This window comes from Plantactinospora sp. CA-294935 (assembly GCF_050936445.1).
Taxonomy (GTDB): Bacteria; Actinomycetota; Actinomycetes; order Mycobacteriales; family Micromonosporaceae; genus Plantactinospora.
The window spans coordinates 1,540,623-1,566,805 of the sequence record NZ_JBNJMU010000001.1 but is presented as its reverse complement, the minus strand read 5'-3'; the positions used below and the strand labels follow the sequence as shown (position 1 = coordinate 1,566,805).

At 73.5% G+C, this 26,183-nt stretch carries 19 protein-coding genes and 2 pseudogenes; 14 read left to right on the top strand and 7 right to left on the bottom strand.

Annotated elements, in window-relative coordinates; genetic code table 11:
- Nucleotides 1–75: 75 nt before the first annotated feature.
- From ACQEVC_RS07080 to ACQEVC_RS07070, 3 genes are all read right to left on the bottom strand, one after another.
- Nucleotides 76–900 carry a TIGR03084 family metal-binding protein gene (locus ACQEVC_RS07080; RefSeq protein ID WP_432874338.1) on the bottom strand — a complete coding sequence of 275 codons (825 nt, stop codon included), beginning with the start codon at nucleotides 898–900 and terminating at the stop codon, nucleotides 76–78.
- Nucleotides 901–1,112: 212 nt separating this feature from the next.
- Nucleotides 1,113–1,727, bottom strand: coding sequence for a TetR/AcrR family transcriptional regulator (locus tag ACQEVC_RS07075; protein WP_346259105.1), 615 nt, complete (start codon nucleotides 1,725–1,727; stop codon nucleotides 1,113–1,115).
- 539 nt (nucleotides 1,728–2,266) lie between these two features.
- Nucleotides 2,267–2,944, bottom strand: coding sequence for a Crp/Fnr family transcriptional regulator (locus tag ACQEVC_RS07070; protein WP_192766500.1), 678 nt, complete (start codon nucleotides 2,942–2,944; stop codon nucleotides 2,267–2,269).
- 377 nt (nucleotides 2,945–3,321) lie between these two features.
- On the opposite strand from ACQEVC_RS07070, the gene ACQEVC_RS07065 reads away from it, so the two are divergent.
- The 7 genes from ACQEVC_RS07065 (at nucleotide 3,322) to ACQEVC_RS07035 (ending at nucleotide 10,657) form a co-directional block, all read left to right on the top strand.
- Nucleotides 3,322–4,116 (top strand): adenosylcobinamide amidohydrolase, encoded by a 795-nt coding sequence (locus ACQEVC_RS07065; RefSeq protein ID WP_432874335.1) that lies wholly within the window; start codon nucleotides 3,322–3,324, stop codon nucleotides 4,114–4,116.
- A gap of 396 nt (nucleotides 4,117–4,512) precedes the next feature.
- Complete coding sequence (locus tag ACQEVC_RS07060) at nucleotides 4,513–5,595, top strand: hypothetical protein (RefSeq protein WP_432874333.1); 1,083 nt, start codon at nucleotides 4,513–4,515, stop codon at nucleotides 5,593–5,595.
- 159 nt (nucleotides 5,596–5,754) lie between these two features.
- The gene (locus ACQEVC_RS07055; protein ID WP_432874331.1) at nucleotides 5,755–6,954 is read left to right on the top strand and encodes a CapA family protein; all 1,200 of its coding nucleotides are present in this window, start codon (nucleotides 5,755–5,757) and stop codon (nucleotides 6,952–6,954) included.
- 256 nt (nucleotides 6,955–7,210) lie between these two features.
- A complete protein-coding gene (gene nth, locus ACQEVC_RS07050) occupies nucleotides 7,211–8,005 on the top strand; it encodes an endonuclease III (RefSeq protein ID WP_432891111.1) in 795 nt (264 codons plus the stop codon).
- On the top strand, nucleotides 8,002–8,631 hold the full coding sequence (locus tag ACQEVC_RS07045; RefSeq protein ID WP_432874329.1) for a TlpA family protein disulfide reductase: 630 nt from the start codon (nucleotides 8,002–8,004) through the stop codon (nucleotides 8,629–8,631). Before nth ends, ACQEVC_RS07045 begins: the two co-directional genes overlap by 4 nt.
- Nucleotides 8,628–9,344, top strand: coding sequence for an NUDIX hydrolase (locus ACQEVC_RS07040; protein WP_432874327.1), 717 nt, complete (start codon nucleotides 8,628–8,630; stop codon nucleotides 9,342–9,344). The genes ACQEVC_RS07045 and ACQEVC_RS07040 overlap by 4 nt, the downstream gene beginning before the upstream one ends.
- 134 nt (nucleotides 9,345–9,478) lie before the next feature.
- Nucleotides 9,479–10,657 carry a MarP family serine protease gene (locus ACQEVC_RS07035; RefSeq protein WP_318396856.1) on the top strand — a complete coding sequence of 393 codons (1,179 nt, stop codon included), beginning with the start codon at nucleotides 9,479–9,481 and terminating at the stop codon, nucleotides 10,655–10,657.
- A gap of 97 nt (nucleotides 10,658–10,754) precedes the next feature.
- On the opposite strand, the gene mycP is transcribed toward ACQEVC_RS07035, so the two are convergent.
- Together mycP and eccCa are read right to left on the bottom strand one after the other, a co-directional pair.
- Nucleotides 10,755–12,047 carry a type VII secretion-associated serine protease mycosin gene (gene mycP / locus ACQEVC_RS07030; RefSeq protein WP_432891108.1) on the bottom strand — a complete coding sequence of 431 codons (1,293 nt, stop codon included), beginning with the start codon at nucleotides 12,045–12,047 and terminating at the stop codon, nucleotides 10,755–10,757.
- 182 nt (nucleotides 12,048–12,229) lie between these two features.
- Complete coding sequence (gene eccCa / locus ACQEVC_RS07025) at nucleotides 12,230–16,210, bottom strand: type VII secretion protein EccCa (RefSeq protein ID WP_432874325.1); 3,981 nt, start codon at nucleotides 16,208–16,210, stop codon at nucleotides 12,230–12,232.
- 315 nt (nucleotides 16,211–16,525) lie between these two features.
- Between eccCa and eccD the strand changes: the two genes are divergently transcribed.
- Entirely contained in the window at nucleotides 16,526–17,953 is a 1,428-nt protein-coding gene (gene eccD / locus ACQEVC_RS07020) for a type VII secretion integral membrane protein EccD (protein WP_432874323.1), read from the top strand.
- Between the two features lie 154 nt (nucleotides 17,954–18,107).
- Here the strand turns inward: eccD and ACQEVC_RS07015 are convergent, their stop codons facing one another.
- Nucleotides 18,108–18,614: an inorganic diphosphatase gene (locus ACQEVC_RS07015; protein ID WP_107257365.1), complete on the bottom strand. Its 507-nt coding sequence runs from the start codon at nucleotides 18,612–18,614 to the stop codon at nucleotides 18,108–18,110.
- A 704-nt stretch (nucleotides 18,615–19,318) separates the two neighbouring features.
- On the opposite strand from ACQEVC_RS07015, the gene dacB reads away from it, so the two are divergent.
- From dacB to ACQEVC_RS06990, 5 genes and pseudogenes are all read left to right on the top strand, one after another.
- Nucleotides 19,319–20,800, top strand: coding sequence for a D-alanyl-D-alanine carboxypeptidase/D-alanyl-D-alanine endopeptidase (gene dacB / locus ACQEVC_RS07010; protein WP_432891104.1), 1,482 nt, complete (start codon nucleotides 19,319–19,321; stop codon nucleotides 20,798–20,800).
- Nucleotides 20,801–20,848: 48 nt separating this feature from the next.
- Nucleotides 20,849–21,919 (top strand): zinc-dependent metalloprotease, encoded by a 1,071-nt coding sequence (locus ACQEVC_RS07005; protein WP_318396852.1) that lies wholly within the window; start codon nucleotides 20,849–20,851, stop codon nucleotides 21,917–21,919.
- A gap of 6 nt (nucleotides 21,920–21,925) precedes the next feature.
- Nucleotides 21,926–22,687, top strand: a pseudogene (gene tilS / locus ACQEVC_RS07000) (tRNA lysidine(34) synthetase TilS); the annotation flags it as partial.
- A 102-nt stretch (nucleotides 22,688–22,789) separates the two neighbouring features.
- A pseudogene (locus ACQEVC_RS06995) lies at nucleotides 22,790–23,011 on the top strand (TilS substrate-binding domain-containing protein); the annotation flags it as partial.
- A gap of 9 nt (nucleotides 23,012–23,020) precedes the next feature.
- Nucleotides 23,021–24,664, top strand: coding sequence for a gamma-glutamyltransferase family protein (locus tag ACQEVC_RS06990; RefSeq protein WP_432874320.1), 1,644 nt, complete (start codon nucleotides 23,021–23,023; stop codon nucleotides 24,662–24,664).
- Between the two features lie 152 nt (nucleotides 24,665–24,816).
- Here ACQEVC_RS06990 and ACQEVC_RS06985 read toward each other — a convergent pair whose 3' ends face one another.
- Entirely contained in the window at nucleotides 24,817–25,803 is a 987-nt protein-coding gene (locus ACQEVC_RS06985) for a GlxA family transcriptional regulator (protein ID WP_432874318.1), read from the bottom strand.
- 183 nt (nucleotides 25,804–25,986) lie between these two features.
- Between ACQEVC_RS06985 and ACQEVC_RS06980 the strand changes: the two genes are divergently transcribed.
- Nucleotides 25,987–26,118 carry a hypothetical protein gene (locus tag ACQEVC_RS06980; RefSeq protein ID WP_346259090.1) on the top strand — a complete coding sequence of 44 codons (132 nt, stop codon included), beginning with the start codon at nucleotides 25,987–25,989 and terminating at the stop codon, nucleotides 26,116–26,118.
- Nucleotides 26,119–26,183 lie beyond the last annotated feature (65 nt).

Sequence of the window (26,183 nt, the reverse complement as noted above, 5' to 3'; positions counted from 1 at the left end):
CCCGCCAGGCGCTGGACCGGTCGCCGTAGAACCCGGAGGCGTTGCCGATCCGCAGCACGTCCGGGCGGGCACCGATCACGACACCCCGCCCGGCCGGCGGTGTTCAGCAGGATCGGGGTGTCCGCCCGGCTCGCGGCCGGGGCCGGGTGGGCCGGCGAAGACCTGGGCGATGCCGAGCCACTCGGTGGCGACCGGCCCGACCGCGACCAGGGCCAGGTCGGCGTGGTGGCGGCGCTGGGTGACCAGCAGGCAGAAGTCCAGTGCCGGCCCGGAGACCCGGTCCGCCGCGTCGGCCGGCCCGAACCGCCAGGACTCACCGTCGGGCCCGGTCAGCTCGACCCGTACGGCTGCGTCGGGGATCGGGCGGCCGCGCGTGGCGAAGGCGTGTCCGACGGTACGGGCACCGAGGTAGGCGACGTGCCGGAGCCGGGCGGTCGGCGTACGGGTGACGCCGAGCGTGTCGGCGACGTCCTCGCCGTGCGCCCAGGTCTCCATGATCCGGGCGGTGGCCATCGAGGTGGCCGACATCCGGGTGCCGTACCAGGGCATCTTCACCCCGGCCGGCACGCCGCGCAGCGCCCGGTCCAGGGCCGACCGGCTTGCCCGCCACCGGTCCAGCAGTTCGGGTACGGGTGCCAGGAACTCCGCCGCGCCCCGGTCGATGAAGCCGTGCGGATCGCCTGCCGCGTGCCGGATCGACTCGGCGAACGCGTCGATGTCGGTGGCGGCCAGCGTGGCGACGTGGTCGGTCCAGGCGAGGTGGGCGATCTGGTGGGCGACGGTCCAGCCCGGTGCGGGTGTGGGACGGGCCCAGTCCGCCTCGGGCAGTTCCGCGACCAGCGCCTCCAGCGCCGCCGACTCGGCGGCCAGGTCTGTCAGCAGACTGTCCAGGTCGACCATGCGCGGCCTCCTTGCCGGTCGCGGATCGTGTGCGTTCGGTGCGGGTGGGTGGGTGGGTGGCGTGGCGGTGCGGGTGGCGTGGCGGTGCGGGTGGGTGGCGTGGCGGTGCGGGTGGGTGGCGTGGCGGTGCGGGTGGGTGGCGTGGCGGTGCGGGTGGGTGGCGTGGCGGTGCGGGTGGGTGGCGGTGCGGCTCGGTGAGGTAGCGGTGCGGGTCAGGGGTGTGCGGTGGCGACGATCGAGGCGAGTTGGTGTTTCCAGATGCCGAGCAGAGCGCCGCGCCGGGCCGAATCGTCGGAGAGGAGGTTGGCCACCCCGAGCCCTCGGAGCAGGTCGAGGGTCGCCTGGATCGCCTCGCGTACCCCGGGTTGCCGCTCGTCGGCGCCGAGCAGGTCGACGGTGAGCCGGTGCATCTCGCGGCCGACCCGGGCCTCCAGCGGCACCAGCGCGTCCCGCAGTTCCGGATCGGTCCGCCCGGCCACCCACAGCTCCAGGGCGGCGACGAAGAGCGGGCCGGTGAACGCACTGGCCAGCATGTCGATGACCCGGTCGAGCCGCTCGGGTCCGGCCGGCAGGCCGGCCGCCTCGGCCCGGATCTCCGCTGCCCGGCGCTCGGCCAGGTGCTCGACGGCGGCCATCACCAGGGTGCTCTTGGTGGGGTAGTGGTGCAGTTGGGCGCCCCGGGAGACGCCGGCCCGGGCCGCCACCACCGTGGTGGTGGTGCCGGACCAACCCCGCTCGACCAGGCACTCCACAGTGGCCTCCAGCACCCGGGCCTGGGTGGCCCGGCTGCGTTCCCGCTGGGGGGTACGGGTCGGTGTACTGGACACGAGGACAGCCTGCCGGGTGAGAAACAAACAGTCAAGACTGCTTGTTTTTCGTCGCCGCTCTGTCGATTCCACTTCGTACACTCGGCGTACGCAACCGAGGCGTCGTGGTAACCCGGAGTTGGTTGACGGCGTTTTGTACGAAAAGTACGGTATCTGTGCTTCGCGGTCCGCGAGGCGTTCTCCCGCTCGGTGGAAAGGTGGGTCAGCAGGATGTTCGACGACCTCGTAGAGGAGATCCAGGAAGATCTCGACGAGCTTGAGGACGCGTTGGAGGACGTCGGCCTCGACGTCGAGATCGACGGGGAGTAACCGTCCGGGGCGGTCGACCGGGTCGACTGCCCCACGTCGGCATGCTGGACGGACATCCGGGCCGCCGAAGGCTCGGCCGCTGCTGCCGGCGGTCTCGGACCTTGGCAGAAGAGGGCGTGCGGCGAACCGTAGTTCGCCAAGGATCTTGGCGAGGTCGCGGTGCGCCGCGGACGCGGATCAGCCCCGCACCATCCCGGTGGTGGTACGGGACCGAGGGCGGACGCGGTCGGTCAGACCCGGGCGCGGCGGGCCAGACGCTCCGGGTCGAGGATGATGATGCTCTTGCCGTCCAGCCGCAGCCAGCCCCGCGAGGCGAAGTCGGCCAGCGCCTTGTTGACGGTCTCTCGGGAGGCGCCGACGAGCTGGGCGATCTCCTCCTGGGTCAGGTCGTGGGTGACCCGGAGTACGCCGCCGTCCCGGGTGCCGAACCGGCCCGCCATCTGGAGCAGGTTCTTCGCCACCCGGCCGGGCACGTCGGTGAAGATCAGGTCGGCCAAATTGTCGTTCGTCCGGCGCAGCCTGCGGGCGAGTACCCGGAGCAACTGCTCGGCGATCTCCGGCCGGTTGTTCAGCCACGGCCGCAGCGCCTGCTTGCGGAGCCGGGCGAGCCGGGTGTCGATCACGGCGGTGGCGGTCGCCGTACGCGGGCCGGGGTCGAACAGCGAAAGCTCGCCGACCATGTCGGACGGGCCCATCACGGCGATCAGGTTCTGCCGGCCGTCAGCGGCCCGGCGACCAACCTTGATCTTGCCACTCAGGACGATATAAAGGCTGTCGCCCGGTTCGCCCTCGTTAAAGACGATCTCGCCCTTGCGGACCTCGATCGTCTCCATGTCCTTCGCGAGTGCCTCGGCAGCCTCGGGGTCCACGCCCTGGAAGATCCCGCTCCGAGCCAACACCTCGTCCATCGCGCACCTCCGCCCACGCGAGCCGCCCGCGGCCGGGTTCCGGCCGGTGATCGGCGCGCGCCGCCAAGTCTAGGCGCATGTGAAGAGTAATCGGAGGAGCACCCCTGGAATCTTGATCTGGCGCCGGGGCGGGTAACCCCAGATAACCCGGGGGTACGCCCGGTTTGGTGGCCGCTGTGTCCGCCCGGGCGAGTCCAGGGCCCACGCCCGGGTCCGGATCGCCGACGTCTGGTGGCGACCTGGACACCAGAGGCGTTACCCACCATTCGTAACGCCTCTGGTGTCCAGGTGGACGTCCAGGCGGTTGTCGGGCCCGGCCGCGACCAAAGGGTTGTCTGGGGCGACGAAGGGTTTGGGGTGGACCGTAGAGTCGGTCGGTGCTTGGTGAACTTGAGTTGACCCACCGTGCCGAGGAGGGGCGGGAGGTCCCGGTGCTGGTGTGGCGGCTCGACCGACCGGCGCTGGCGATCAGCTCCGGGCCGCTCGGCGGCGGGATCGGGGTACGACACTGGGTGGTCAACGCGACCGTGCTGATGTCGTACCGCCGGGACGACCCGGACGTCCACCTCGGCGAGCTGGCCGACCGGCTCGGCCTGCACGGACCCGGGGTCGGACTGCTCACCGGGGTGGACGTGGCCGAGGTGGTGACCGCCGACGACGGCGGTGTCCGGATCTGGGCCACCGTCGGTCTTGGTGCCCCGATCTGGGCGGCCGACACCCCCGGCCCGGCACCGTCGCATGGTGCTGAACTGGAGACTGGTGCTGAACTGGAGCCTGGTGCTGAACTGGAGCCTGGTGCTGAACTGGAGCCTGGTGCGGTGCTGGAGCGTGGTGCGGCAACCGAGGCTGTCGGCGCGGTGGGTCCCGTTGGCGCGATGGACCACGTTGGCACGGTCAACATCGTCGCGCTGTTGCCGGAACGGCTCGGCGACGCCGCACTGGTGAACGCCGTCGCGACGATTACCGAGGCGAAGGCGCAGGCGCTGCGCGAGCTGGGCCTGCCGGCCACCGGTACCGCCACCGACGCGGTGACCGTGCTCTGCCCGGCGGACGGCCGCGCCGCCCCGTACGGCGGCCCGCGGTCGCGCTGGGGTGCCCCGCTGGCCCGCGCCGCCTGCCGGGCAGTACGTGAGGGCGGCGCTCGACCGACCGTCCCCTGGTCGCAGCGCTGAGCGCTGCTGCGTCACGCGGCGGAAATCGCGGGTCGGGCCGATGCCCTGCCCGTCGAGGCGATGACCCGTCCGATGGGCCTGCCCGTGGAGCCGATGGCCTGCCCGTGGAGCCGACGGCTGGCTCGTCGAGGTGATGGCCTGCCCGTGGAGCCGATGGCTGGCGCGTGGAGCCGATGGCCTGCCCGTGGAGCCGATGGCTGGCTCGTCGAGGTGATGGCTGGCGCGGCGAGATGCTGGCGCGTCGAGGTGCTGGCACGTCGGAGGTCGATGTGTCGAGGATCCGGTCCTGACCACAAGGGTCGGGTGTCCGGCGGGGCTGCCGCGGTGGCTTGCGTAGGCCATGATGACTCACGTCGATCTGGCTGACACGGCGTCGTGGTACGGGGGAGCGTTTCGATGCGACGACTCGGCGGCATTCTGCTGATTTTCGCGCTGACCGGCGGATCGGCCGGCTGTGGCGGTGGCGACGAACCGCGCCTGCTTCCGGTCCCCGACACCTTCGTCGCCGAGGGCACGTCCCGACTCTCGGATCCGTTCGGCGATCTGGAGATCGAGTCACGGGAACTTCCCGAGAACGCCGTACTCGTCGGCGCGGAGTACGAGGTGGCACTGAGCCGGTACGGCGTGGCGAGCGAGCTGACCGAGGAGGCGGTCCGGGAGCTGCGCCTGCGGGGTCAGGCGCAGGCTGCGCCCTGGCTGGCCGGTAACGGCCGGGAGTTCCTGATGCTCCACCTGACCGAGCCCGAGCAGCCCAAGCGTCGGCTGTCCAACCGGTTCCCGGAGGCGGCGGTGCTGGTGGACGGCGAGCCCCGGAAGCTCGGCGAGACGGCACTGCTGCCGAACCGGGTGGTCGTGGTGTCCGTACCGGCGGGGGCGGACGCCACCCTCGCCGTCACCGAGGGCGGGCAGACCCAGTCGATCAGCATCCGTACCGGCAAGCTCGTCGGACCGTCGCCGAAGCCGCTGACGCCGACGTCGGCCCCACCCGGGGCGGACCGGCCGGTCGTCTCGGGTTCCGTCCGACTGGCCGACTATGTCACCGTCGCCCGCCGGGATCCGGGCCTGGGTTGGGACGCGCTGATCGACGTCGACGTCGAGGTCGAACTGCGCCGGTACGACCAGAAGCGGGGCGCGGCCCCGGACGGCGCCCTCTGGGCGTACGTCAGCGTGAAACTCCATGCCAACCCCACCCGGGTCAAGTTCAAGATTGATCTGTCCCGGAGCCTGACCATCCGGACCGCCGCTGGACAGGTGCTCCGGGTCCCGGCCGGTACGACGCTGACGGTGCCCAACTTCCAGGCGCCGGGTTCGACGCTGACGGTTCCGGTCACCTGGTCCGAGGCGTTCCGGGTACCGGCGAAGACCCGGAAGCTGTCGGTGACCTACCGGACCCGGGCCACCGTCACCGAGGACGACGGCCGGAAGGCGGCGTTCGAGCGTCGCGACACCCGCAACACCGGCACCGTCACCCTGAAGTGACGGCGCCGGTGTAGCCGACCGAACGCGGGTCGAGGACCGGCCGTAGGTGACCCTCGGGGAAGTCCCGACAGGCGGTGCGGCAACATCGGCCGGCGGTGCGGCAACATCGGCCGGTCGACGGTCGCCCCGGTCGCCCGATCCCGGTACTGTCACCGGGCGATGTACGAGACCGAACCGACCACCCCCAAGTCCCGCCGGGCGCCTCGCAGCGCCGGCCGGACCGCCCTCGTCGTGACCGCGGTCCTCGCCGTGCTCCTCGGCACGGGGGTGGCCGGAGTGGCCGCCTTCGACATGCTCGGCGGCGACGACCCGGCCGGGCCGCAGGCCGCGCCGAGCGCCGCCGGCTCCGCCTCCGCCGACCCGTCCCCGACCGGGGAGCCGGCGCCCAAGGTCATCTCCATGTCCGCCACCGGCGACATCGTGATGGGCAACGCCCCCGGACGGCTGCCGGCCAACGGTGGCAAGGGGTTCTTCAACTCGGTCAAGAAGGCGCTCGCCGCCGACCTGGTGATGGGCAACCTCGAAGAGCCGCTGACCGACGACACCGGCACCTCCAAGTGCGGCGCCAACTCCACCCGCTGTCACCAGTTCCGGGCCCCGCCGTCGTACGCGGCGCACCTCAAGGAGGCCGGCTTCGAGCTGCTCAACCAGGCCAACAACCACGGGTACGACTACGGCGAGGCCGGCTACGAGAACACCCAGGAGGCCCTGGAGAAATACGACCTCCAGCACACCGGCGCGCCCAACCAGATCACCGTGGTCGACGTCGAGGGCGTCAAGGTGGCGGTGGCCGGCTTCTCGTCGTACGCCTGGTCCAACAGCCTGATCAACATCAGTTCGGCGAAGAAGGTGATCCAGAAGGCCGCCACCATGGCGGACCTGGTCGTCGTGCAGGTGCACATGGGTGGCGAGGGTTCGGAGAAGACCCGGGTCCGGCCGGGCACCGAGATGTTCCTGGGCGAGAACCGGGGCGACCCGATCAAGTTCTCGCACTCGATGATCGACGCCGGCGCCGACCTGGTGGTGGGGCACGGGCCGCACGTGATGCGGGCGCTGGAGTTCTACAAGGGCCGGCTGATCGCGTACAGCCTCGGCAATTTCGCCGGTGGCGGGGGGACGCTCAGCAACAACGGCCGGCTCGGCTGGGGAGCCGTGCTCAAGGTCTCGCTGACCGCCGAGGGCGAGTGGGCGGGCGGGCAGCTCATCTCGACGTACATGAACGGCTCGGGCCAGCCGACGATGGACTCGCAGCGTCGGGCCGCCGGGCTGGTCCGGGACCTGTGCAAATCTGACTTCCCGAAGACCGGCGCCCGGGTGGCCGCCGACGGCAAGATCACGCCGCCGGCCGCCGCGAGCTGAGACCCGAGCGCCGCGACCTGAGACGGGGGCGTCGCGACCTGAGACGGGGGCGTCGCGAGCCGAGAGCCGGGCGTCGCGAGTCGAGGCGGGGCAGCGGGCCGGCTGCCTTCGGGGCGGGCGGGCTTCCCAGGGTTCGGCCGGGTCGGGCTCCCCGGCGTCGATGTCGGCGCCGCGACGTAGGCTGGCCGGCGTGAGTGCCAGAGACGACTCCGCGCAGACCGGAGTCGCAGTCACGCCCGGCGAGGCGACCCGGGCGATCCGGGCGGTCCGGCCGACCCGGCGTACCGTCGAATCCGATCTCGGCCGCAAGCGACGGGCCCGGCGGATCGGCCGGGTGCTGACCGAGACGCACCCGGACGCCCACTGCGAGCTCAACCACCAGGGACCGCTGCAACTGGCCGTGGCGACCATCCTCTCGGCGCAGTGCACCGACCAGCGGGTCAACGAGGTGACGCCGAAGCTGTTCGCCCGCTATCCGACCGCGGCCGACTATGCCGGGGCGGACCGGGCCGAGCTGGAGGAGATGATCCGGCCCACCGGCTTCTTCCGGAACAAGACCAACTCCTTGATCAACCTCGGCCGCCAGCTCGTCGAGCGGTACGACGGCCAGGTGCCCCGCCGGATGGCCGACCTGGTGACCCTGCCCGGGATCGGTCGCAAGACCGCCAACGTCATCCTCGGCAACGCCTTCGGGGTGCCGGGGATAACCGTCGACACCCACTTCGACCGGTTGGTGCACCGGTGGGAGCTGACCACCGAGACCGACCCCGTCAAGATCGAGCATGCCGTCGGCGCACTGTTCGAGCGGCGCGACTGGACGATGCTCTCGCATCGGGTGATCTTCCACGGCCGGCGGGTCTGCCACGCCCGCAAGCCCGCCTGCGGCGCCTGCACCCTGGCCCGGCTCTGTCCCTCCTACGGCCTCGGCCCGACCGACCCGGCCGCCGCCGCGAAACTGCTCAAGGGCCCTCGGGCCCGCGAGCTGGCGGTGCAGGCGGGGGTCGATCCCGACCTGGTGCCGGCGACCGCCGCCGTCGGCGACACCCCGTGAAGCGGCTGGGACTGGGCGGGCCACTGCTGGCACTGGTGTTGCTCGCCGCCGCCTGCACCGGACCGGACGCGGAGCCGGAGGCCGGCGCGGCGCCGGGCGCGGAGGAGAGCGCCACCACGGCCGCCTTCGCCGACTGCGCCGTCCTGACCGCCCCGGTCGCCGCGCCCAGCGGCCCGGCCGGCCCGACACCCGGGTCGGGGCGGTTGTTGCCGGCGCTGAGCCTGCCCTGCTTCGTCGGGGGCGGCGAGGTCGCCGTCGGCGAGCTGCGCGGGCCGGCCGTGGTCAACCTGTGGGCCTCGTGGTGCCCGCCCTGCCGGAAGGAGCTGCCCGCCTTCCAGCGGCTCGCCGAACGGGCCGGCGACCGGCTCCGGGTGGTCGGAGTGAACAGCGGGGATGCCCGGCCCGCCGCCCAGTCGATCGGCGAGGACTTCGGACTGGAGTTTCCCAACCTCTACGACCGCGACAAGAGGCTGCTGACCGAGCTGGGCGGCCGGGCCGTGCTGCCGGTCACGCTCCTGGTGGACGCCGAGGGGCGGATCCGGCACCGGGACGAGACGGGTGCCCTCGACGATGCCGAGCTGGCCACGCTGGTCCGCCGGCACCTGGGGGTGGCGGTGCCGTCGTGACCGAGTACGAACTTCCGACGTGGTGCGAGCCGCTGCTCACCCGGGTCCGGTCGGCGCGTACCGAGGACTTCACCCGGGTACGCACCCCCGCCGACGGCGGACGGGCCAGCGCCGTACTCGTGCTCCTCGGCGAGCAGCCGGAGCACGGGCTCGACGTGTTGATCCTGCAACGGGCCGCGACCCTGCGTACCCACGCCGGGCAGCCGGCCTTTCCGGGCGGGGCCTGCGACCCGGACGACGAGGACGCGGCGGCGACCGCGCTGCGGGAGGCGCACGAGGAGGTCGGCCTCGACCCGACCAGCGTCACCGTGCTGGCCCAACTGCCCCGGCTGTGGATTCCGGTCAGCGACTTCGTGGTCACCCCGGTACTCGCCTGGTGGCACCGGCCCCATCCGGTGCACTCCCGCGAGCCGGCCGAGGTGGCACACGTCGCCCGGTTGCCGATCGCCGAGCTCGTCGACCCGGCCAACCGGGTCCGGGTACGCCACCCCAGCGGCTGGATCGGCCCGGCCTTTCAGTCCCGGGGCATGCTGGTCTGGGGCTTCACGGCCGGGGTGCTCGCCACACTGCTGGAGATGGCCGGCTGGGCGAGGCCCTGGCCGCAGGACCGGATACTGGACCTTCCTCCGACGAGCCCGCCCCCGAGCCCCGCACCCAGCGCCGGGGAACCCGACACGGCGGACGAGCTGACCGGGCCGGCAACACCCTCCTGACCGGGCGCCCGGCCCTGGACGACGGCGCTCGCGGAAGGCTCGCGGAAGGCTCGCGGCGGGAGGTACGGAAACCGATTCGACGGTAAGCGCCGGTGGCCCAGGCCATTTCCAGGTCTCCCCCGTACCCTGAACGGGTGTCGGTGGTGGATGTCGTTCTGATCCTGCTCATGTTGCTGTTCGCGATCAGCGGCTACCGGCAGGGATTCGTCATCGGTCTGCTCTCCTTCACCGGCTTCTTCGGCGGCGCCCTGATCGGGTTGCAGGTCGGTCCGCTGCTCGCGGAGCAGTTCACCAGCAACTCGACCCGGGTCGTGGTCGCGCTGGTCTCGATCTTCGGCCTGGCGGTGCTCGGTCAGGCTCTCGCCGGCTGGCTCGGTTCGCACCTGCGGCACGCCATCACCAGCCAGGCAGGCCGGACGGCCGACGACGTCGGCGGGGCGCTGGTCTCGCTGTTCGCCGTACTCCTGGTGGCCTGGCTGGTGGCCGTCCCGCTGGCCTCCTCCTCGCTGCCCTGGCTGGCCAGCGCGGTCCGCAACAGTGCGCTGCTGACCGTGGTGGACCGGGTCCTGCCGCCGGAGGCGCAGGCACTCTCCGAGGCGCTGCGCGACACGGTCGACACCAACGGCTTCCCGGACGTGTTCGGCGGGCTGACCCCGACCCGGTCCCGCGAGGTGGCCTCGCCCGACCCGGCACTGGCCGGCTCGCAGGTGGTGGTGAACGGGCGACGCTCGGTCGTCAAGGTGCTCGGCAACGCCCCCAGTTGCTCCCGCCGGATCGAGGGCTCCGGTTTCGTGTACGCGGAGAACCGGGTGATGACCAACGCGCACGTGGTGGCCGGTACCCGGAGCGTCCAGGTCGAGGTGGCCGGCGAGCGGCACAGCGCCCGGGTGGTCGTCTACGACCCGGACCGCGACCTGGCGGTGCTCTACGTGCCGGAGATGTCTGCCCCGGTGATGCGGTTCGCCACCGGTGAGGCGGCGATCGAGGACGACGCCATCGTGCTCGGCTTCCCGCTGGACGGGCCCTACAACGCCCAGCCGGCCCGGATTCGCGACGTCGGCGAGATCGCCGGTCCGGACATCTACGAGTCGGGCCGGGTCAACCGGGAGATCTACACGATCCGGGGTCTGGTCCGCAGCGGCAACTCGGGCGGCCCGCTGGTGGCCCCGGACGGCCAGGTGCTCGGGGTGATCTTCGCGGCGGCGGCCGACGACCCGAACACCGGCTTCGCGGTGACGGCCGATGAGGCGCGCTCCACCGCCAGCACCGGGCTGGAACGGACCCGGGTCACCAACACCGGCGCCTGCACCTGAACCTGGTGGGATCGGCGGCGGGGAAACCGTGCTGGGACCGGCGGCGAAGCCTGACAGTGACGGGGATCGGCGGCGGAATGGCGCCGACCGGGTGGTGTCAGGGGCGGTCGCGGTGGAACCGGCGCCGGACCACCAGCACCGCCCCGGCGACGACCAGCAGGAAGAGGACGCCGCCGCCGCTCCACAGCCTGGGCAGTGGATGGCTGACCTGGTCGCCCGCCGCCTGGGCGGTCCAGTCGGCCGAGCGGCCGGACGCCGCCGTGCCCACGGTCTCCGCTCCGTCGCTGGGCGGTGCGGGCGTCGACTCCTGACCGGGCGCCGAGCCGAAGCCGGCGACGCCGGGCGGCGCCGCGCCGTCGTCCAGCGGATTGGCCCGTACGCTCGACACCTCGCCGTTCAACGCGGCGACCGGGTCGACGACGCCGAAGCCGAACCGGTCGTCCCGGCCGGACGGCCCGACGTCCCGGGCGGTGTTGATCAGCCGGTTGACCACGTCCCCGGCGGACATCTTCGGCCAGTGTGACCTGACCAGGGCCGCCGCCGCGGCCACCAGTGGCGAGGCGAAGCTGGTGCCCTGGACCCGCCAGAAACCACCCGGCCGGGCGCCGGTCAGCCCGGTGGCCGGGGCGGAGAGCACGGTCTCGGGGCCGGTGATCGAGCCGGACCAGAGCGCGTCGCTCTCGCGTTCCAGGCCCGCCACCGCGACCACACCCGGCTCGCGGGCCGGATACCAGACCCGTTTGCCGGCGGACGATCCCAGATTGCCGGTGCAGGCGACGACGACCACGTCCCGGGCGAAGGCGTAGTCGAGGGCGGCGGCGAGCGCGGGACTCTCCCCGGTGCCGCCGAGCGACAGGTTCACCACCTGGGCGCCGTTGTCGACCGCCCACCGGACGCCCTTCGCCACGATCAGGGCGTCGTCGTAGCGGTTCTCCTCGTCGAGCACCCGGACCGGCAGGATCTTGGCCTTGGGGGCGAGTCCCGCCACGCCCCGGGTGTCGTCGTTGCGTCCGGCGATCAGTGCGGCGACGGTGGTGCCGTGCCCGACCGGGTCGGTCTGCCCGTTGCCGCTCCCCGCGACCAGGTCGATGCCGGGCAGCACCTGCCCGGCGAGGTCCGCGTGCGAGGCGTCGACCCCGGAGTCGACCACGGCAACCGTGACGCCCTTGCCGGTGGCGACCTTCCAGACCGCCTTGGCGTCGAACTCGTCCAACTGCCACTGCTCGTTGCGCACCGAGTCGGCCAGCACGGGCAGGCTGACCGGCGGCGCCGGCACGGCGGCCGTCGCCGGCGCCGGACGCGGACCGAACAGCGCTCCGGCGACCCCGGCCGTGGCGAGCAACGCCGCTCCGGCGACCCGGGCGACAGCACTCTGGTGTATATGCGGCAGCCTGGTCACAGCATGGTCATTTCACCCCGGGGGACACATGATGCACGGAGGTTACCCCGTTTCACCCCCGTCGCGTGGCGAAACTTTGCAACCGATCTGAGATCCACTGTCCACCGCCCCGAGACCGAGGGCCCGGCCGCCCTGGTGATCAGGTCGGCCGGGCCCTCGGGCTCGGAAAAGGGTCAGGTCGACGGGAGGTAGGCGAGCTGCACCAGCCGGATGCCTTCCTTCCGGGTCACCAGCCGGCCCCGGCCGGGCGGCATCGGGCCGGGGCGTACCGAGCCGATCAGGGCGCCCTCGTCCTTGCTGCCGGACATCACCAGACCGGGGGAGGAGAGTTCCCGGAGGCGCTGGATGATCGGCTCGTAGAGCGACCGGGAGGCGCCACCCGAACGCCGGGTCAGCACCAGGTGCAGACCGACGTCCCGGGCCTGGGGGAGATATTCCACCAGCGGCAGCAGCGGGTTGTTCGGGCCGGTGGCGACCAGGTCGTAGTCGTCGACGAGTACGAACAGCTCCGGCCCGGTCCACCAGGAGCGGTCCCGCAACTGCTGCGGGGTGACGTCCGGCCCGGGCAGCCGGCGTTGCATGTAGCCGGCGACCGACTCGATCAGCTCACTGGTCGCCTGGGCGGCGGTGCCGTACCCGATCAGGTGGTCGGACTGGATCACGCCCAGCAGGCTGCGCCGGAAGTCGACCAGGATGATCCGGGCCTGCTCCGGGGTGTACCGGCTGGTGATCGAGGTGGCCAGCGCCCGCAGGAAGGACGACTTGCCGCACTCGGCGTCGCCGAAGAGCAGGAAGTGCGGCTCGGAGGCGAAGTCGATCGACACCTGCTGGAGGTCGGCCTCGGAGATGCCGATCGGCAGCCGCAGGCCGGCCGCACCGGCGACGTCCAGGTCGGCGTAGGGCAGCACCGGCGGGAGCAGCCGGACCCGGGGGGCCGGTGCGCCGCTCCAGTTGCCCGCGACCGCCTTGACCAGAGCCTGGGTCTGCCCGCCGCCGAGGCTGGACAGCTCCGGCAGCACGGTCAGGAAGTGCAGGCTCTCGGCGGTGATGCCGCGACCCGGCGACTTCTCCGGCACGTTCACCGCCGCCTTGCGGGAGACGATCGAGTCGGTGGGGTCACCGAGCCGCAGCTCCAGCCGGGAGCCGAACAGGTCGCGGATCGCCGGCCGGAAGTCCATCCAGCGGGGCGCCGCCGCGACCACGTGCACGCCGTACGAGAGGCCGCGGGTGGCGATGTCGGTGACCAGGGGCTCCAGGTCGTCGTACTCGCCGCGCAGGGTGGGCCAGCCGTCGATGACCAGGAACACGTCACCGAACGGGTCCGCGCCGACCCCGACGCCGCCGGCCGAGGCCCGCCGCTTCCGGTACGCCGGCATCGACTCCACGCCCAGCTCGGCGAAGCGCTGCTCGCGCTCGTTGAGCAGGGTGGAGATCTCGCCGACGGTACGCCGCACCGCCGCCGCCTCGGAGCGCCCGGCGACCCCGCCGACGTGCGGCAGGTCGCGCAGTGCGGCGAGCGAGCCACCACCGAAGTCGAGGCAGTAGACCTGCACCTCGGCCGGGGTGTGGGTGAGCGCCAGCCCGCAGATCAGGGTGCGCAGCAGGCTCGACTTGCCGGACTGCGGACCGCCGGCCACCGCCACGTGCCCGGCGCCGCCTTCCAGGGAGAGCCAGAGCAGGTCACGCCGCTGCTCGAACGGCTTGTCGATCATCGCGACCGGCACCTGGAGCGCGCCGTGCAGCTCGGGGTTGCCGAAGGTGAGCCCGCGCGCCGGGTCGGTGATCACCGGGCCGAGGATCTCGTCCAGCGCCGGGGCCTGGGACAGCGGCGGCAGCCACACCTGGTGGGCCGGCGGGCCCTGGCCGACCAGCCGGGAGACCATCACGTCGAGCAGGCTCTGCGCGGCCGGGTCCTCCGGGGCCGGCTTGGGGGCGGCCTGCACCACCGGTTTCGGCACCGGCACGAAGTGCGTCGAGTACGACAGCAGCCGGGGACCGGTGTAGCCCTGCGCGCCCGGCCCACTCGCGGCGGCCTTCTGGTAGGGCCCCGAAACGTACGCCGCCTTGAACCGGACCAGTGGCTCGGTGCCGAACTTCAGGTAGCCGTGCCCCGGGGCCCGGGGCAGCTCGTACGCGTCCGGCACCCCGAGCACCGCCCGGGACTCCAGCGCGGAGAAGGTCCGCAGACCGATCCGGTACGACAGGTGCGTGTCCAGCCCGCGCAGCCGGCCCTCCTCCAGCCGCTGCGAGGCGAGCAGCAGATGCACCCCGAGCGACCGGCCCAGCCGGCCGATCTGCACGAAGAGGTCGATGAAGTCGGGCTTGGCGCTGAGCAGCTCGGAGAACTCGTCACAGATGATCAGCAGCGAGGGCAGCGGTGCCAGCGCGGCACCGCCGGAGCGGGCCTTGTCGTAGTCCTTCAGGTTGGCGTAGTTGCCCGCCTTGCGCAGCAGCTCCTGCCGGCGGATCATTTCGCCGTTGATGGCGTCGACCATCCGGTCGACCAGCGGCAGCTCGTCGGCGAGGTTGGTGATCACGGCGGCGGTGTGCGGCAGCCGGTCCAGCGAGGCGAAGGTCGCGCCACCCTTGAAGTCGACAAGTACGAAGTTGAGCGCCTCGGACGAGTGCGTCGCCGCCAACCCGAGCACGAGGGTACGCAGCAGCTCGGACTTTCCGGAACCGGTGGCGCCGATGAGCAGGCCGTGCGGCCCCATACCGTCCTGTGCGGACTCCTTGAGGTCGAGGTCGACCACGCCGCCGTCGCCGCCGACGCCGATCGGCACCCGCAGCTTGTCCCGGTTGGGCCGGGGCGCCCAGCCCTGCACGGTGCTGAAGTTCTCCGGGTCGCCGACCCCGAGCAGCTCGCCCAGGGTCATCTCCTTGACCAGCGAGTCGTCCGAGGAGCCCTTCTGCGCGGCGGCGAGCCGCAGCGGGGCGAGCCGGCGGGCGACCGCCTCGGCCTCCTCGACGCTGAGCCGGTCGGGGGTGCCGACCTCGGCCTGCCCGTCCATCGAGTAGGTGTTCAGCCGGCTGCCGTCGGTCTCCAGCACCAGCATGGCCCGGTCCAGCAGCCGTGGCGGCGGACTGTCCAGGTCGATGATGGTCACCGCGTCGATGCCGCTGTCCCCGGCGAGATAGCTGGCGCCGTTGAGGTCGCCGCCGTCGAGCACGATCACCACGTGCGGGCCGTCGGTCGCCGGGCCGGAGAGGCTGAACCGGGAGCGGTTGCCGACCACGTCGTCGATCAGCTTCTCCAGCTCGACCGCGGAGCTGGCCACCAGGCGTACCGGGCCGAGCGCGTCGACGGCGGTCGGGTGGTGCGCGTGCGGCAGCCACTTGGCCCACTCCCACCGGGCCCGGCGCTCCGGGCCGGCGCAGATCGCGATCAGCAGCTCCTCGGGGGCGTGGAAGACCGAGAGCTGGGTGAGCACCGCCCGGGCCAGCGCCTGCGGGTCGCCGCCGGCCGGCTCGCGGGACTGGTCGCGCTGGCTGGGCGCGTTGCGGACGAAAACCCGGGCGAAGCCCCGGATGGAGAGCGCCACCGGCAGGTCCGGCACCACCGAGTACGCGTCGAGGAACCGGCGCAGTGCACCGGCGGTCATCGGCTCCAGGTCCTCCAGCGGCCGGGTCACCGGCGGCACCAGCGGGGTGGCCAGGGTCTGCGGGCCGACCGCGACCCGGACGACACCGAAGTCGCCGTCGCTGGGGCGCCGTTCCCAGACCCGGTAACTGCCCACGGTGGACCAGAGCTGGGCCGGGTCGGGATGCCGGTAGAAGAGGCCGGCCCGCTGCTTCGACGCGGTCTCCCGGACCCGGCGCCGGAGCGTGGCCAGGTGCCGCAGGTATTCCCGGCGGGCCTGCATCATCTCCGACTTCTTCGGCGAACCGGAGGCGCTGCCCCAGGAGGACGCCACCATGGCGAGCGAGGAGACGCCGAACATCGCGCCGACGACGTAGGAGTAGGCGCCGCCGCCCCGGCCGAACATCATGGCCATCGCGACGGAGCCGCCGAGCATCGGCAGCACCATCATGATCTGCTGCCACTTGCCGCCGGTCGCCTGCGGAATCTCCGGCGGTGCCTCGACGGCGAGTTCGCCGGTCGGGATGTCCGGCGCCGGTCGGCGCGGCGGGCGCTTGATGACGACGGTGCTCATCGGTCGCCTCCCGCCGGTCGGTCCGCGCTGTCCCGCCGATCGGTGCCCACCTGCCCGGACCGGCCGCCACCCGGCCGTACGACGAGCTCCGGGGCGCGTCCGGCGCGGTGGCCGCCGCTCCGGGCCTGGCTACCCGTGTCCATGTGAGAGACCTCCCCTAAGGCCGCACCGGCGGAGCAGTTGGCCGTCCGGCGGGCCATCCGACGCCCCCGCGTCGCAAATGTCATCGCGCTCGGTCGGACGAGTGTGACCCATCCTAGGTAAAGTGCGGTCGTCCGCGCAGCCATGGGTTGCCCCTTCGATGGAGGACTGTCGATGAGTACCGGGCTCGCCCGCGTCACGATCAGCGCGCCGCAACGACGGGTGGACGTCGCGCTGCCCGAACACCTGCCGCTGGCCGAACTCCTGCCCGAGGTTCTCCGGCATGCCGGCGAAGGGCTGGCCGACGACGGCGAGAAGCACGGCGGGTGGTTGCTGCGCCGTACCGACGGCGAACCGCTGGCGGCCGGCAAGGCCCTGCTGCCGCAAGGGGTACGCGACGGCGACGTGCTGCATCTGGTGCCGGCCCGGGCGCAGTGGCCGGAGCTGGAGTACGACGACGTGGTGGAGGCGATCGCCGACGGGGCGAGGCGCCGGGGCAGCGCGTGGGCCGGGCGGAACACCCGGATCGGCACGCTGGGCGCGGCGGGCGCCCTGCTCGCCGTCTGCCTGCTCGCGGTGATCGCCGGCGGCACGCTGTGGGAGTTCGGTGCCTTCGTCGCGCTCGGTGCGGCCGTACTGCTCGCGCTGAGCGCGGTGGTGGCCTCCCGGGCGTACGGGGACGCCACCGCCGGTGCCGCCCTCGGCGGGTACGCGATGCCGTTCGCCTTCTTCGGCGGTGCCCTGCTGGTCGCCTCCGGCGATCCGGTGGGCGTGGTCGGGTGGATCGGCTGGCTCGGTGCGCCGGAGGCGCTGGCCGGGTCGGTCGCGCTGCTGCTGATCGCGGTGCTCGGCATGGTCGGGGTCGCCGCCGGGCTGCGGGTCTTCGCCGCCGGTGTCTCGGTCGGGCTGCTCGGCGCGCTGACCGCGCTGGTCGGATTCCTGCTCTCGGCGGCCGGGTCGGCCGCGATCCTGATGGCCGCGCTGGTCTGCGCGATCGGCATGCTGCCGCTGCTGGCGATCCGGTTCGGCAAGCTGCCGATGCCGCCGATCACGCTGCCCACCGGCGCCGAGGCGGCGGAGGGCTTCACGGCCTCGACCCCGCTGCCGAGCGGCGTGCGGGAGCGACCGGACCGGGGGCGGGTCTTCGCGGCGGTCGCCCGCACCGAGGAGATGCTCACCGGGATGCTGGTCGGGCACGCCATACTCGCCGTGGTGGCGGCGCTGGTGCTGGTGGTCGCGGGCGGGTTCTCCGGCCGGCTGATGGTCGCGGTCTCGGCGGCGGCCCTACTGCTGCGGTCCCGGCTCTTCGTCACGGTCCGGCAACGGGTACCGCTGATGGCGGCCGGGATCGGCTCCGCGGTGGTGCTCGGGATCGCCCTGCTGTTCCGGATGCAGGAGACCGGCCTGCTGCTGCTCACCGCCGGCGGCCTGGTGCTCGCCCTGGTGGTGATCGGGGCCGGCGCGACGTACTCGAAGCGGGAGCCCGGGCCCTACCTGGGCCGGACCGCCGACATCATCGACACCCTGATGGTGATCGCGGTGGTCCCGGTGGCCTGCGCGGTGCTCGGCCTGTACGCCCAGGCCCGCGGCCTGCTCGGCTGACCCGCGTGCCCAGCACGGCGATGGGCGGACCGCGTCCCGTCCCGGCGGTGGGCTGACCCGCGCCCGGTCCCGGCGGTGGCCGGACGTCATGACCGACGAAATCGGCCGGTGGCCCCTGAGGGGTGCCACCGGCCGGTTGCTGCGCTGCCGGGGTTCAGTGCGGCGACTCGCCCCGTTCGACCGCTTCCTGGTGCCGGCGGAAGGACGTCCGGATCTCCGCCTCCGCCTCGGTCCGACCGACCCAGGTGGCGCCCTCGACCGATTTGCCTGGCTCCAGGTCCTTGTACACCTCGAAGAAGTGCTGGATCTCCAGCCGGTCGAACTCGCCGAGGTGGTGGATGTCCCGCAGGTGCTCCTGGCGCGGGTCCTCGTACGGCACGCAGAGGACCTTGTCGTCGCCGCCCTTCTCGTCCGTCATCCGGAACATGCCGATCGTCCGACACCGGATGAGGCAACCTGGAAACGTGGGTTCGGGTACCAGCACCAGAGCGTCGAGTGGGTCGCCGTCCTCACCCAGGGTGCCTTCGATGAAACCGTAGTCCGCCGGGTACTGGGTCGACGTGAAGAGGGTCCGGTCCAGCCGGATCCGGCCGGTCGCGTGGTCCACCTCGTACTTGTTGCGGTGACCCTTGGGGATCTCAACCGTGACGTCGAAATCCATCTCACACGCTCCCTCGTTTGCCGGCGCTGGCCAACGGAACCACAACGGTCGGCACCTGCGCGGGTGATCTCGCGATTCACCTTGCGGCGCCGGCCCCGGTGCGGTGTTCGGACCAAAGTAGTGTCGCCTAGGCAGAATTCGACGGGGAGGAGGGGCCGGTGGGGAGTGAAGATTCACACTCGGGCCTGACCGGAGAGAACCCGCCGGAGCACCCGGCACAGGGCCGCGTGGCGGTGCCGGGCGCCAGCGGGCCGCAGCCGCCCGCCGGGTCTGGCCCGGTCCGTGGCCGGGCCGCCGTGCCGCTGCCGACCAATCTGCCCATCCCGCCGTCAAACACCCCGAATCCTCCGCCCGGGCCGTCGGCCCGGCCCGGCCGGGCCACCCCGCCGCCCGGCGCCACCGGCTGGTCCGGGCAGAGCGTGCCGATTCCGCCGTCCGGTGTCGCGCCCGGCTCGTCGGGGCAGGCCGTGCCCGTGCCACCGGCCGGCGCGGCCGGGTGGTCGGGGCAGGCCGTGCCTGTGCCGCCCGGCGGGCCGGGGAAGCCTCCGACGGACCCCTCCGCCTGGTCCGACCGGCCCGCGCCACCGGCCTGGCCCGGGCGGTCGGGCGCCGACGCGCCGGGCACGCCGGCTTCCGGCAACGGCACGCTTCCACCGGGTACGCCGCCGGGCAGCCCGCCGCCGGGGGTGACCGTCGGCGGGGCGGTGCCCGGTGGGGTACCGCCGGCCGGACCGCGGAGCCGGGGCAGGCTGCTCGGAGTCCTCGCGACCGTCCTGGTGCTCGCGCTCGCGGTCGCCGGGGTGGCCGTGGTCCGCCCCGGTCCGGTGGACGGCTGGCTGGGCGGGGACGACCGGGCCACCCCCGGCGCGCTCGACCCGACCGAACCGCCACCACCCCCCGTACTGACCGCCGCCGGGGCGAACGCTCCGGCACCCACCCCGGCGGGCGTACGGGCCGCGCTGAGCCCGTTGGTCACCTCGTCCCCGCTCGGCAACGAGGTGAACATCTCCGTGGTCGACGCGGTCACCGGGCAGGCGCTGTACGAGAACGGCCAGGACACCCCGACCATCCCGGCGTCGACCACCAAACTGGTCACCGCGGCTGCCGTACTCGCGGCCCGTGGCCCCGCGTACCGGATCGCCACCCGGGTGGTGGCCGGGCCGAACCCGGGCGAGGTGGTGATCATCGGTGCGGGTGACCCGACGCTGGCGGTGAACGCCACCGGCTGGTACCCGGGCGCCGGGCGGCTCGACCGGCTCGCCGCGCAGGTGAGGAAGGCGCTCGGCGGCACCGCGCCGACGAAGGTGATCGTCGACGGCACCCTCTTCCCCGGCCCGGTCGTCGAACCGGCCTGGGACTCGGACATCCCCACCGGCGGGTTCGGCGCGGTGATCACCGCGCTGATGACCGACGGCGCGCGGAAGGACCCGCAGGACAAGGGCCGGGGCCAGGAGCGGTACGCCAAGCCCGACGAGGCCGCCGGGCGGGCCTTCGCCAAGCTGCTCGGGCTGCCGAACTCGGCGGTGGTGAGCGGCCAGGCACCCGCCGCGGCCGCGACCGCACCGGCCGCGGCGGCCAGCGCCAGCCCCGGCATCCCCAGCGCCGGCACCGAACTGGGCCGGGTCTCCTCGCCGCCGATGATCCGGCTGGTCGAGTTCATGCTCCGGGAGAGCGACAACGTGGTGGCCGAGGCGCTCGCCCGGCAGGTCGCGCTGAGCCGGGACAAGCCGGCCTCGTTCGTCGGCGCGGCCGAGGCGGTCGACGAGATGGTCGGCGAACTCGGGCTGCCGGCGGCGGAGAGTGCGCTCGCCGACGGCAGCGGGCTGTCCCGGGCCAACCGGGTCACCCCGAGCCTGCTGACCGACGTGCTGACGATGGCCGCCAAGCGGACCCGCCCGGAACTCGCCGACCTCTTCCCGGGGCTGCCGGTGGCGGCCTGGTCGGGCACGCTCAGCGACCGGTTCGACCGGTCCGGCGCGAGGGCGACCACGGCCGGAGCGGGGGTGGTGCGGGCCAAGACCGGCACGCTGAGCGGGGTACACGCGATCTCCGGGGTGGTGACCACCGCCGACGGCCGCCTGCTGGCCTTCGCCGTACTCGCCAACAAGGTGCCGGTGGGGCAGGACGAGGCGCAGCCGGAGCTGGACCGGATCGCCACCACCCTGGCCCGGTGCGGCTGCCGCTGACCCTGCGACGCCGGGGTGGGGGTGTGAGCACCCGGGTACGGTGGTGGTATGGCGCAGTTCGTGGACTGGGATCTGGCCGCCGCCACCGCTGGGGCGTTGGGAAAGTCGGGACCGCGGGTCTCGTACGACGAGGCGACCGAGGTGGTGTCCGAGCTGCGCCGGCTGACCGACGAGGCGGCCGGTCACGTCCTGGCGTACACCGGGCTGCGCTCGCAGGTGGCCCATCCGCCGGTGCGGGTGGTGGACCGGCGGGACTGGGCGGCGACCAACATCGCCGGGCTGCGTGAGGTGATCACCCCGCTGATCACCCGTCTCTCCGGGGACAAGCCGCCGGGGGTGATCACCGACACGATCGGCTCCCGGCTGACCGGGGTGCAGGCCGGCACGGTGCTCGCCTACCTCTCCGGCCGGGTCCTCGGCCAGTACGAGGTCTTCTCCGCCGATCCCGGCCAACTGCTGCTGGTCGCGCCGAACATCGTCGAGGTCGAGCGGAAGTTGCAGGCGGATCCCCGGGACTTCCGGCTCTGGGTCTGCCTGCACGAGGTGACCCACCGCACCCAGTTCACCGCCGTGCCGTGGATGCGCGGGCACTTCCTCGGCGAGGTGCAGGCGTTCGTCGACGCCTCCCAGGCCGGCGGCGACAACTTCCTCGACCGGATCCGCCGGGGCGTCGGCACCCTCTCCGACTCGATCCGCAACCCGGAGAGCCGGGCCAGCGTGCTGGACATCGTGCAGACGCCCGGCCAGCGGGCCGTACTCGACCGGCTGACCGCGCTGATGACCCTGCTGGAGGGGCACGCGGAGTTCGTGATGGACGGCGTGGGGCCGGAGGTCATCCCGAGCGTCGAGTCGATCCGGGCCAAGTTCAACCGGCGCCGCGAGTCCGGCAACCCGCTGGAGAAGGCGATCCGCAAGCTGCTCGGCGTCGACGTCAAGATGCGCCAGTACGCCGAGGGCCGCAAGTTCGTGCACGGCGTGGTGGACCGGGTCGGCATGGAGGGCTTCAACCGGATCTTCAGCTCCCCGTTGACCCTGCCCCGGCTGGAGGAACTCTCCGACCCGGACGCCTGGGTGGCCCGGGTGCACGGCCCGGTCGGCCCGGTCGCCGCCACCGGCTGACCCGCCGTGGCCGCCCTGCCGCCGCCGGTCGCGGCGATCCGGGTCGCCATCCGGCGGGCGCTGCACGGCGTACCCCGGAACCGGCCGGTCCTGGTCGCCTGCTCGGGCGGCGCCGACTCGCTGGCGCTGGCCGCCGGCACCGCTTTCGTCGCCCCCCGGCTCGGCGTGCCGGCTGGGCTGGTCACCGTCGACCACGGCCTCCAGGAGGGCTCGGCACGCCGGGCCGCCGACGTCGCGCAGTGGGCCGGCGGGCAGGGGTTCGCGCCGATCGAGGTGGCGACCGTCCAGGTCGCCGGCCGGCCGGGCGGGCCGGAGGCGGCGGCCCGGGAGGCGCGCTACCGGGCCCTGGTCGAGGCCGCCCGGCGGCACGACGCCAGCACCGTGCTGCTCGGGCACACCCGCGACGACCAGGCCGAGACCGTGCTGCTCGCACTGGCCCGGGGCGCCGGCCCGCGCGGGCTCGCCGGAATGCCGGCCACCCGGGAGTACGCCGGGGTGACGCTGGCCCGTCCACTGCTGGAGGTCACCCGTGAGCAGACCCGCAAGGCGTGCGCGCTGCTCGGGCTGACCCCGTGGGAGGACCCGCACAACACCGACGACCGGTACGCCCGGGCCCGGGTCCGGGCCGACGTGCTGCCGGTGCTGGTCCGGGCGCTCGGCCCCGGGGTACTGGACAACCTGGCCAGGACCGCCCGGCTGGCCGCCGAGGACGGCGCCGCGCTGGACGAGCTGGCCCGGGCTGGTTACGCCGAGGCCCGGATTCCGCCGGCCGGGCCGCTCTCTGCGGGCGGGCCGCTCTCCCCGGGCGGGCTGGTCACTCCGGCCGGGCCGGTCTCTGCGGGCGGGCCGGTGGTGGCGGGTGCCGCGGCCGGCGGGCTGGCCGTACCGGTGCTGGCCGGGATGCCGCCGGCGGTGCGTACCCGGGTGCTGCACCTCTGGTGCCGTGAACTCGGTGCGGCGCCGGCCGCGCTGTCGTACCGGCACATCGCGGCGCTGAACGCGCTGGTCACCGCATGGCACGGCCAGGGCGCGACACATCTGCCCGGCGGCATCCGGGCGACCCGGCGCGGCGGGATGCTGATCGCGGAGTAGACATGGGGGATGTCTTCCCCCCGACAGCCGCTCCTCGCGCCGCACGGTGCCGTCGCCACCAGCCAGCCGCTCGCCGCCGCCGCCGGACTGGCCGTACTCCGCAGGGGCGGCAACGCCGTCGACGCCGCGCTCGCCACCGCGATCACTCTCACGGTGGTGCAGCCCGGCTCCAACGACATCGGCGGTGACCTGTTCGCGATCGTCTGGGACGGGGAGCGGCTGCACGGGCTGAACGGCTCCGGCCGGTCCCCGGCCGGGCTGACCCGGGAGCTGGTGCTCGCCGCGACCGGTGGGCGGGGTGCCGAGCCGACCCCGGGCCATGGCGGCGCGCAGGCGGTCGGGCCGGCGATGCCGGCGCGTGGCTGGCTGCCGGTGACCGTACCCGGGGCGCCGGCCGGCTGGCGGGACCTGCACGAGCGGTTCGGCAGGCTGCCCTTCGCCGAGCTGTTCGGCGACGCGGTCGGCTATGCCGAGCACGGCTTCCCGGTCTCGCCACGGGTCGCCGCGAGCTGGGCGCGCTCCGTCGAGGTGCACGCCGAACTGGTCGGCGAGGAGTACGCCGAGTGGGGCCGGGTCTTCACCGTCGACGGTGGACGGGCGCCCCGGACCGGGCAGCGGTGGCGCAACCCGGACGCCGCCGGGACGCTGCGCCGGATCGCCGAGAGCGGTGCGGCGGACTTCTACACCGGCCGGATCGCCGAGACGCTGGCCGGGTACGCGGCCCGGACCGGCGGCCGACTCACCGGCGACGACCTGGCCGGGCACGCCTCGACCTGGGTGGATCCGGTCCGGGCCGGCTACCGGGGGCACGAGGTGTGGGAGCTGCCGCCGAACGGGCAGGGCGTGGCCGCGCTGCTCGCGCTGAACATCCTGGACGGGGTGGAACTGGCCGACCTCGACCCGACCGAGCGCCTGCACTGGCAGATCGAGGCGGTCAAGCTCGGCTTCGCCGACGCACACGCGTACGTCGCCGACCCGGAGCGGGTGCGGGTGCCGACCGCCGAGCTGCTCACCCCGGAGTACGCCGCCGCCCGCCGGGCGCTGGTCACCGACACGGCCGGCACGCCGGCACCCGGCGACCCGGCCCGGGGCGGCACCGTCTATCTCTGTGCCGCCGACCGGGACGGGATGATGGTGAGCCTTATCCAGTCCAACTACCTGGGCTTCGGCTCGTACGTCGTCCCGCCGGGTCTCGGCTTCGGGTTGCAGAACCGGGGTGCCGGGTTCAGCCTCGACCCGGCCCACCCGAACGTGGTGGCGCCGGGCAAGCGCCCGTTCCACACCATCATCCCCGGCTTCCTCACCCGGGACGGCGAGCCGGTGGGCCCGTTCGGGGTGATGGGCGGGCACATGCAGCCGCAGGGGCACCTGCAGGTGGTCTCCGCGACCCTGGACGACGGGCTCGACCCGCAGGCCGCACTGGACCGGCCGCGCTGGTACTGGCACGCCGGCCGGTCGGTGCTGGTCGAGCCCGGCTTGGCCGACGGGGTGGCCCGGGACGTGGTCGAGCGGTTGCGCGCCCGGGGGCACGAGATCGCCGTCGAGCCGGAGCCGTCCTCCTTCGGGTACGGCCAGGCGATCTGGCGGCTGCCCGACGGCGGCTACGTGGCCGGCTCGGAGCCCCGGGCCGACGGTTGCGCGATCGGCTACTGAGCTGCGGGTGCGCCGCCGACGGTGGCGTGCCCGCCGGTGACGGCGACCGTGCCGCCGACGACGAGGAGATGGCGGTCGCGAGAGTGTCGAGCTGCCTCGTTTGCGCACACACCCCGGACGCACCGCCGACCCGCTGACCGTGCCGCCGGGACTCAGGCGGTGACCGACTCGTGCCCCGCCACGGGGAGCCGGCCCCGGAAGGTCGACCGGTAGGCGTGCGGGGTGGCGCCGAGCCGGCGGCCGAAGTGGTGCCGCAGGGTGGCCGCGTCGCCGAAGCCGGCCCGGGCGGCGACCGCCTCGATGCTCAGCTCGGTCTCCTCCAGCAGCCGCCGGGCCAACAGCACCCGCTGGTTGGTGATCCAGTCGTGCGGTGTGGTGCCGGTCTCGGCCCGGAACCGCCGGGCGAACGTCCGGGGCGCCATGTGCGCCCGGCCGGCCAGGTCGTCGACGGTGAGCGGCCGGTCGAGGTGCTCGATCAGCCAGCCCAGCACCGGCTCCAGGGTGGGCGCCGCCGGGGTGGGCGCGATCGGTGCCTCGATGTACTGCGCCTGCCCGCCGTCGCGGTGCGGTGGCACCACCATCCGCCGGGCCAGCTTGGTGGCGAGCGCCGAGCCGTGCTCCTGGCGGACCAGGTGCAGACAGGCGTCGATCCCGGCCGCCGTACCGGCGCCGGTGAGCAGGTTGCCGTCCTGGACGTAGAGCGAGTTGCACCGCACCTTGGCCAGCGGATACATCTCGGCGAGCCGGTCGGCGTACTTCCAGTGGGTGGTGCACTCGCGCCCGTCCAGCAGGCCGGCGGCGGCCAGCACGAACGCGCCCGAGCAGACACTCAGCACGTACGCCCCGCGGTCGGCGGCCCGGCGTAGCGCCGCCAGTACGGTCTCCGGGATGGGGGCGCCGATGGTGTGCACCGCCGGCACGGCGACCAGGTCGGCGTCCTCGACCGGGGTCAGGTCGGCGCTCGGGGTCAGCCCGAAGCCGGACCGGGTGCGGACGGGCCTGCCGTCGTGGGTGCAGACGTCGAAGCGGTAACCGGGGAAGCCGTCGGCGACCCGGTCGGTCCCGAAGACCTCGCAGAGCACGCCCAGCTCGAAGGGGGCCACCGGGTCCAGGGCGATCACGGCCACGTTGCGAAGCATGGAATCGATGCTAGCGGGGAAGTGGCAGAAAATCGATGCTGCATGGCAAAGCTGCCACTGTCCGGTTGGCGCCCGGCGGCGCAGACTTGAGTCGTAACAGCCGGTGCGCACCGGCGGCGAACCAAAAGACCTGGTCAGGCCCGAGATCCCGGGCCGGCCGCAGCCAACGGAGGTCGCGCCGCCATGGAACTCTTCGTCCCGCTCTTCTTCCTCGTCCTGCTCCTCGCCTCGATGCTCGGACTCACCGCCGACAGCCGTGACTCGGCCGACTGGCGGCCCAGCAACGGTGGCTGGCGGTCGTCGCCCCGTGGCTGACGAACCGTGTCGTACAGTCCGCGCCTGGCCAGCCGGGGTGGGCACCGCGCGAAGGTGCCGCCCCG